Source organism: Sulfitobacter sp. PR48, from assembly GCF_028807335.1.
In the GTDB taxonomy this organism is placed as follows: Bacteria; Pseudomonadota; Alphaproteobacteria; order Rhodobacterales; family Rhodobacteraceae; genus Sulfitobacter.
In genome coordinates, this window is the sequence record NZ_JARAMM010000026.1 from 23,129 (window position 1) to 31,230 (window position 8,102).

The window sequence follows — 8,102 nt, forward strand, 5'->3', positions numbered from 1 at the left end:
GAACAGTCGGGTATTCCTGACCCCGTCGGAGGGCCCTGCTGATCCTTCCCGATTGTACAGATCCCGGAACGCTGGACGGCCTGATCTGGCTGACCTGCTACCTGACCACGGGCAAGCACGTGGCCTTTTACGGCGCCTTCGGCACCGTGCTGCTGCTGCTGGCGATCACGGCCCCCACGGCGCTGGCCTTCGGCTTTGGCGGGGCGATGGCGGCGCGGGCGAAGTTTGCGCCGCTGCGCTGGTTCGGCAAGGGCTATATCGCCATCGTGCGCGGTGTGCCGGACATCGCCTTTTTCCTGTTTTTCGTCATCGCGCTGGATCAGGCCGTGGAATACATGCGCCACCTGTGGAAATGCCCCGACTGGGATCAGCCGATCCGCCAGGGCAGTGATTTCCTGGTCTGTCAGGCGGCCAAGATGCCGCTGGGCAACTCCCCCCAATGGGTGCATGAAACCTATGGTTTCGCCCTTGCGGTGCTGACCTTTGCCATCGTCTTTGGCGCCTTCGCGGCCAATGTGCTGTTCGGTGCCATGCGCGCCGTGCCCCATGCACAGCTGGAGACCGCCGAAAGCTATGGCATGTCCCCGCGCCAGACCTTCTGGCGCATCCTGGTGCCGCAGATGTGGGTCTATGCCCTGCCCGGCCTGTCGAACCTCTGGATGGTATTGATCAAATCCACCCCCCTGCTGTTCCTGCTGGGGGTCGAGGATATCGTCTATTGGGCGCGGGAACTGGGCGCGGCCAAGACCCCGCGCTTTACCGATTTCCCGCATGGCGACTGGCGCGTGTGGTACTTCCTCGCCCTGCTGGTCTTCTACCTCGCCTTCACGCGGGTCTCCGAAATCGTGCTGGGCCGGCTGATGACCCGGCTGACACGCGGGCAGGCCACCATGGGCGGCGAAGCGCAGAGGAAGAACGCATGAGCTGCCTTCAGACCATCCAGGATTACGGCCTGCGGTCGCTGGGCATCGGCGAACGCCTGCTGCCGCGTGACAATTTCACGCTCTGCGACCAGTTCACCCTGATCGGCTCCGGCATGCTGTGGAACATCTATTTCGGCACCCTGGCGCTGATCACCGGCTTTTTCCTGGCCACTGCCCTTGGCCTGGGCAAGGCCAGCCCCAACCCGCTGCTGCGCAAGCCGTCGGAATGGTTCATCTTCATCTTCCGGGGCTCACCGCTCTTTATCCAGTTCTTCTTTGGCTACTTCCTGTTCCTGACCCTGAAACAGCAGGCCGCCTTCTTTGATCCCTTCTCTGCCGCCTGGCTGGGGGCGCTGGTTGTGCTTTTCTGCAACACCGCCGCCTATACCGGTGAAATCTTTTACGGCGCGCTGCTGTCGGTGCCCAAGGGCGACATCGAGGCGGCGGATGCCTATGGCCTCTCGGGCTGGAAACGCTTTCGCCGGGTGATCTGGCCCACCATGCTGCGGCTGGCCTGGCCCGCCTATACGAATGAGGCGATTTTCCTGTTTCACGCCACAACACTGGTATTTTTCAGTGGGTTCCCGGCGGTTCAGCAAAAAGGCGACGCGCTTTATTACGCCAGCTATTTCGCGGACAAGACCTTCAACCCCTTTGTCCCCTATCCGATCCTGGCGGGGTATTTCATCCTGCTGACTTTGGTCGTGATCACGCTTTTCGGGCTGATCAACAAACGGCTGAACCGGCACCTGCCGCAGGAACGCCGCCAAAAATTACGCTTGCGCCCTAATCTGATCCGGTAGTATCAAACTTTTGATCAAATTATCCGGCGGTGGTTGACGGCTGACAGGCTGAGGCCTGAACGCTTGTCCCACAGCCTATCAGGTGTGCAATGAAAAACTGGCTCCGCAAGAACCCTCATGTCCGCACGATCCGTGTGGCCGCCGCTGACCTTAACGGTCAGCCGCGCGGCAAACGTGTCCCGACCCGTTTCGCGGACAAGGTGACAACCGAAGGCACGCGCTTTCCCTTCTCCGTGCTGAATCTCGACATCTGGGGCGAGGACATCGACGACAGCCCGCTGGTCTTTGACAGCGGCGACCGTGACGGCGTGCTGAAACCGACCGAGCGCGGCTTCCTGCCGATGCCCTGGCTTGAGACCCCCTCTGCCCTGCTGCCGATCTGGATGTTCCACGAGGACGGCCGCCCCTACGAGGGCGATCCGCGCCATGCGCTGCGCGCGGTGCTTGACCGGTTCAAGGCCCGGGGCCTGACGCCGGTCTGCGCGGTGGAGCTGGAATTCTTCCTGATCGACGATTCAGGCCGCAACCTGCAGGTCCCGATCTCGCCCCGCTCCGGCAAGCGGCGCAAGGCGGCTGAAACCCTGTCGATCCGCGCCCTGGACCAGTTCGACAGTTTCTTCACCGATCTCTACGACGCCTGCGAGGAAATGGACATTCCCGCCGATACCGCGATTTCAGAGGCCGGGCTGGGCCAGTTCGAGATCAACATGATGCATTGCGACGACGCCCTGCGCGCCGCCGACGATGCCTGGCTGTTCAAGATGCTGGTGAAAGGGCTGGCGCGGCGGCACGGCTTTGCCGCCTCTTTCATGGCCAAACCCTATGAGGATTATCCCGGCTCCGGCCTGCACACACATTTCTCGGTCCTGGATCAATCCGGCAAGAACGTCTTTGACAATGGCGGGCCCGAAGGCACCGACCTGATGAAGAACGCGGTTGCGGGCTGCATTTCCGCCATGCCCGGTTCCGCGCTGGTCTTTGCCCCGCATCTGAACAGCTATGACCGGCTGGTGCCGGGCAACCATGCGCCCACCGGGGTCAGCTGGGCCTATGAAAACCGCACCTCCTCCATCCGCATCCCTTCGGGCAGCAGCTCGGCGCGGCGGATCGAGCATCGCGTCTCGGGCGGCGACGTGAACCCCTATCTGATGCTGGCCGCCGTTCTGGGCGCCGCCATCACCGGCATCGAGGATGGTGCCACACCGCCGCCCCCGGTCACCGGCAACGCCTATGACGCCGATCTGCCGCAGATCCCCGACAACTGGCAGGCGGCCATCGACGCCTTCGAGAGCGACCCCTATGTCGCGCGCATCTTCGCGCCCGAAATGATACGAAATCTTGTCCTGACAAAGCGGCAGGAACTGCATTACATGCAGGAACTTACCCCTGAAGAACGGGTCATCATCTATCTCGACACCGTATAGGAGAGGCTATGAAAATCGGCATCCTCATCACCGGCCATCCGCCCGAGGAAATGTCTGACGGCGGGCGTTACGACGCCTATTTTGCGCGGCTCCTGGGCGACCGCGATTTCACCTATCAGGCCTGGTCCGTCGTTGACGGCGAGATGCCGCAGGGCGTGCATGACGCCGAAGGCTGGCTGATCACCGGGTCGCGCCATGGCGCCTATGAGCCCCACCCCTGGATTCCGCCGCTGGAGCAGTTCATCCGCGACTGCTACGCCGCGCATGTGCCGATGATCGGCGTCTGTTTCGGCCACCAGGTCATCGCCCAGGCGATGGGCGGCAAGGTCGAGAAATTCGCAGGCGGCTGGTCCGTGGGCCGCGTGGTCTATCCGATCGAGGGGCAGGAGTATGCCATCAACGCCTGGCATCAGGATCAGGTGGTGGAAAAACCCGCAATGGCGCAAGTGATCGGCGCGACGGATTTCTGCGCCAATGCGGCCCTGCTCTATGATGACCGCATCTGGACCATTCAGCCCCATCCCGAATACGAATCCGATTTCATCGGCGGGCTGATCCGCCATCGCGGCAAGGGCGTGATCCCCGATGCGCAGCTCGACAGTGCAACCGCCGCTCTGACGCAACCGCTCGACAATCATGCGATAGCTGCCAAGATGGCTGCATTCTTCAAGAAAGAGAGGGCCTGATGGCCGACAGGATGACAGATCTGCCCGAAGCGGCACAACTTTATCTCGAAGGCAGGCGGCTGGACGAGGTCGAGTGCATCATCTCCGACCTGCCCGGCATCGCGCGCGGCAAGGCCGTGCCTGCGTCCAAATTCGCGCGCCAGGAATATTTCCACCTGCCCGACAGCATCTTTTTCCAGACCATCACCGGCGACTGGGGCGAAGCGGCGGGGGATGACGGGTTCATCGAAAAGGACATGATCCTGCGCCCCGACATGAGCACCGCAACCGCCGCCCCCTGGACCGCCGACTGGACCCTGCAGGTGATCCATGACGCCTATGACCGCAACAACAAGCCGGTCCCCTATTCGCCGCGCAACGTGCTGAAACGGGTGGTGGACCTTTACCGCGCGCAGGGCTGGGAACCGGTGGTGGCCCCCGAGATGGAATTCTTCCTGGTCGCGCGCAACCTCGACCCCGCGCATGAGATCCAGCCGATGATGGGCCGCTCCGGCCGCCCCGCCGCCGCGCGGCAGGCCTATTCGATGACCGCCGTCGACGAATTCGGCCCGGTGATCGACGACATCTACGATTTCGCGGAAGCCCAGGGTTTCGAGATCGACGGCATCACCCAGGAGGGCGGCGCGGGCCAGCTGGAGATCAACCTGATCCACGGCGACCCGGTCAAGCTGGCTGACGAGGTCTTCTACTTCAAGCGCCTGATCCGCGAGGCGGCGCTGCGCCACGACTGCTATGCCACCTTCATGGCCAAGCCGATCGCGAATGAACCCGGCAGCGCCATGCACATCCATCATTCCGTGCTCGACAGCAGCACCGGCAAGAACATCTTTTCCGACGCGCAGGAGGGCGAGACGGACGCCTTCATGTATTTCATCGCCGGGCTGCAGAACCACATGCCCGACGCGCTGGCGGTGATTGCGCCCTACGTCAACAGCTACCGGCGCTACGTCAAGGATCACGCCGCCCCGATCAACCTCGAATGGGGCCGCGACAACCGCACAACCGGCATCCGGGTCCCGCTGTCGAAACCGAACTCGCGCCGGGTCGAAAACCGGATTCCGGGCATGGATTGCAACCCCTACCTCGGCATCGCCGCCAGCCTCGCCTGCGGCTATCTGGGGCTGATGGAACAGAAGAAACCGAAAGAAGAATTCATGGGTGACGCCTATGACGGTGACGGCGACATCCCGCAGGTGCTGGGCAATGCGCTGGACCTGTTCGAAGAGGCCACCAAGCTGCACGAGGTCCTCGGCCCCGATTTCGCGCGGGTCTATGCCATCGTGAAACGCGCGGAATACGACGAATTCCTGCAGGTCATCTCGCCATGGGAGCGCGAGCACCTTCTGATGAACGTGTAATGCGGCGCGCCGTGCAAAAGCCTGCATAGGAACCTGACGTGAACCTGCTCTATGCCAATGACCGGCGCGGCCAGTATCCCCAAAGCTGGTATGCGGCCACCGCGACCCCGCTGGAACGATTCGGGGTGCTCAAGGGGCATCACAAGGCCGATGTCTGCGTGGTCGGCGGCGGCTACACCGGCCTGTCGGCGGCGCTGCATCTGGCCAAGGCCGGGCGCGACGTCATCCTGATCGACGCACAGCGCGTGGGCTTTGGCGCCTCGGGCCGCAACGGGGGGCAATTGGGCAGCGGTCAGCGCGTGGAACAGGATGCGCTGGAAAAGATGCTGGGCCAGGACCATGCCACCCGCCTGTGGCAGATGGGCGAAGAGGCCAAGGCGCTGGTCAAATCGCTGATCGCCGAACACGGAATCGACTGCCACCTGAAACCCGGTGTGGCCTGGACCGCCTCTGACGAGGGCGACCTGGCGCATTTGCACGCCTACGCCGCACATCTGGAAAACCGCTATGGCTATGACCAGATCGAGGTGCTGGACCATGCCGCCCTGCAGGGCGTCTGCCCCTCCCCCGATTACGTCGGCGGCATCCTCGACATGGGCGCGGCCCATCTGCACCCGCTGAACTTTGCCCTGGGTCTGGCCCGCGCCGCGAAAGAGGCCGGGGTGCGGATATTCGAGACCTCCCCCGCACATCACATCGACGAAGCCTCCCCCTGCACCGTCCAGACCGATGCCGGGCGGGTCGAGGCGGAACACGTCATCCTGGCCTGCAACGGCTATCTCGGTGGGCTGAACCGCAAGGTCGCGGCACGGGTCATGCCGATCAACAATTTCATCGCCGCCACCGAACCGCTGGGCGACCGGATCAGCGACGTGCTGCCGCGTGATGTGGCCGTGGCCGACAGCCGCTTTGTCGTGAACTACTTCCGCCTGTCCCATGACGGGCGGCTGCTGTTCGGCGGCGGTGAAAGCTATGGCTACCGCTTCCCTCAGGACATTGCCGCCAAGGTGCGCAAACCGATGTCGGTGATCTTTCCGCAGCTCAGCGATGTGCGCATCGACTACGCCTGGGGCGGCACATTGGGCATCACCATGAAACGCCTGCCCTATGTGGCGCGTGTCGGGCGCAACATCCTGTCCGCCTCGGGCTATTCCGGGCATGGGCTGGGCACCGCGACCCATGCAGGCGCCCTGATGGCACAGGCGGTGACGGGCGAGAGCGACGGGTTCGACACCATGGCAGCCATCCCCAACACACCCTTCCCCGGCGGCCCTGCCATGCGGTCTCCTCTGCTGGTGCTGGCCATGAGCTGGTACAGCCTGCGCGACCGCCTGGGCGTCTGATCCAGGGCCTGTGGACGCAGATGAATGTCCATTGGCCCTGCAGCGGGTCACAAAAACTTAACGCGATGACGCCGCGAAAACGCTTTCTGCGTGCAGCTTTTTGTTTTACAAAAACGAAAATGACTATTTGGGAAAGATGAAATGACCCTTCCTGACCTGCACCGCGCCGAACCCATCCCGCCAGCGGCGATGGCCGAGATCACCCGGTTGATGGAGGATGCCGACCTGTTCCGCTATACCGCCGCATCCGACGCGCCGGTGACACTGCTGGAACAGGAATTCGCACAGATGATGGGCAGCAGCTATGCGCTGGCGGTCTCTTCCTGCTCTGCCGCGCTGTTCCTCTCGCTCAAGGCGCTGGACCTGCCGGAAAAGGCGTCGGTCCTGATCCCCGGCTTTACCTTTGCCGCCGTGCCTTCCGCCGTCCTGCACGCCGATTGCCTGCCGGTGCTTTGTGAAGTGGGCGAGAATTACCGCATCGACATGGATGATTTCGCGGCAAAACTGCCCGGCGTGAAAGCGGTGATCGTCAGCCACATGCGCGGCCATACCTCCGACATGGATGCGATCATGGCGCTCTGCGATGCCGCCGGGATTCCCGTGGTCGAGGATGCGGCACATTCGCTTGGCACGCTGTGGAAGGGCCGCAGGATCGGCACCATCGGCCGGATCGGCTGTTTCTCCTTCCAGTCCTACAAGATGATCAACGCAGGCGAAGGCGGGATCATGATCACCGATGACCCGGACCTGGCGGCGCGCGCCGTCATCATGTCCGGCGCCTATGAGCACAACTGGAGCAAGCACGCGGTGCTCAAAGATGCCTTTGCCCCGCTTCAGAACACCCTGCCCCTGTACAACATGCGCATGTCGAACCTTGCCGCTGCGGTGATCCGGCCACAACTGCCGGAACTGCCGCGCCGGGTGCGCGACGGGCTGCGCAACCACGATCATGTGGCGGCGCGCCTCTCGACCTCACCCCATATCCATGTGCCCGCCCCGCTGGAGGGTGAACAGCGCGCCCCGGATTCGATCCAGTTCAACCTGGTGGACATGGATGATGCCGCGATCCGCAGCTTTGCCGCAGCCGCCGATGCGCAGGGCGTCAAGGTGCAGGTCTTTGGCCAGAGCACGGACAACGCGCGGGCCTTCTGGAACTGGAAATTCATCCCCGACCTGCCGGAACTGCCCCGGACCCGCGCCATGCTGATGCAGGCCTGCGACGTGCGCCTGCCCGTTCAGCTGACCATGGAACAACTTGATGCGGTCTGCGACGTGATCCTGCACGCGCTGGCGCAGACCACAAAGGCCGCAGCGGCCTGACCGCAGGGCAGCGCCGGCAGCAGAGCAGCAGAATGCCGCGCAACTCCGACTCTTGGCGGCGGGTTTTCTGAATCAAGTCAGTGGGCCGTGCCAAGCAATTCCGACCTAAACCAGACTTTGGGCGTGGTATGGGGCAAGGTCAGGTGAGCGGACTTTCTTGCCATCAAACATGAGCACCCAGGCCCGGAACAAGCCGAAGGCGCCGGGCCATCGCCTGCCCGCCCCTCGGGTAGGCGATTTGGTGA

The 8,102-nt window shown here is 63.2% G+C and carries 7 protein-coding genes; all 7 read left to right on the forward strand.

Features of this window, described 5'->3' with window-relative positions; all coding sequences use genetic code 11:
- The first annotated feature begins 41 nt into the window (after positions 1–41).
- The 7 genes from PVW51_RS22335 to PVW51_RS22365 all read left to right on the forward strand — a co-directional run bounded on the left by PVW51_RS22335 (position 42) and on the right by PVW51_RS22365 (position 7,857).
- The gene (locus PVW51_RS22335; protein WP_274577700.1) at positions 42–923 is read left to right on the forward strand and encodes an ABC transporter permease; all 882 of its coding nucleotides are present in this window, start codon (positions 42–44) and stop codon (positions 921–923) included.
- Positions 920–1,726: an ABC transporter permease gene (locus tag PVW51_RS22340; protein WP_274577690.1), complete on the forward strand. Its 807-nt coding sequence runs from the start codon at positions 920–922 to the stop codon at positions 1,724–1,726. Before PVW51_RS22335 ends, PVW51_RS22340 begins: the two co-directional genes overlap by 4 nt.
- An 89-nt stretch (positions 1,727–1,815) precedes the next feature.
- Positions 1,816–3,150, forward strand: a complete 1,335-nt coding sequence (locus PVW51_RS22345) for a glutamine synthetase family protein (RefSeq protein ID WP_274577691.1) — start codon at positions 1,816–1,818, stop codon at positions 3,148–3,150.
- A gap of 8 nt (positions 3,151–3,158) precedes the next feature.
- Positions 3,159–3,836, forward strand: a complete 678-nt coding sequence (locus PVW51_RS22350) for a type 1 glutamine amidotransferase (protein ID WP_269364901.1) — start codon at positions 3,159–3,161, stop codon at positions 3,834–3,836.
- Positions 3,836–5,194 carry a glutamine synthetase family protein gene (locus tag PVW51_RS22355; RefSeq protein ID WP_274577694.1) on the forward strand — a complete coding sequence of 453 codons (1,359 nt, stop codon included), beginning with the start codon at positions 3,836–3,838 and terminating at the stop codon, positions 5,192–5,194. The genes PVW51_RS22350 and PVW51_RS22355 overlap by 1 nt, the downstream gene beginning before the upstream one ends.
- 38 nt (positions 5,195–5,232) lie before the next feature.
- Complete coding sequence (locus tag PVW51_RS22360; protein ID WP_274577696.1) at positions 5,233–6,537, forward strand: NAD(P)/FAD-dependent oxidoreductase; 1,305 nt, start codon at positions 5,233–5,235, stop codon at positions 6,535–6,537.
- Positions 6,538–6,678: 141 nt separating this feature from the next.
- Positions 6,679–7,857 (forward strand): DegT/DnrJ/EryC1/StrS family aminotransferase, encoded by a 1,179-nt coding sequence (locus tag PVW51_RS22365; protein ID WP_274577698.1) that lies wholly within the window; start codon positions 6,679–6,681, stop codon positions 7,855–7,857.
- The last annotated feature ends 245 nt before the right edge of the window (positions 7,858–8,102 follow it).

What these genes read in the sequence shown, in the direction of transcription:
- PVW51_RS22340 (WP_274577690.1), top strand. Translation starts at nt 920, where the DNA reads ATGAGCTGCCTTCAGACCATCCAGGATTACGGCCTGCGGTCGCTGGGC.
- PVW51_RS22345 (WP_274577691.1), top strand. Translation starts at nt 1,816, where the DNA reads ATGAAAAACTGGCTCCGCAAGAACCCTCATGTCCGCACGATCCGTGTG.
- PVW51_RS22350 (WP_269364901.1), top strand. Translation starts at nt 3,159, where the DNA reads ATGAAAATCGGCATCCTCATCACCGGCCATCCGCCCGAGGAAATGTCT.
- PVW51_RS22355 (WP_274577694.1), top strand. Translation starts at nt 3,836, where the DNA reads ATGGCCGACAGGATGACAGATCTGCCCGAAGCGGCACAACTTTATCTC.
- PVW51_RS22365 (WP_274577698.1), top strand. Translation starts at nt 6,679, where the DNA reads ATGACCCTTCCTGACCTGCACCGCGCCGAACCCATCCCGCCAGCGGCG.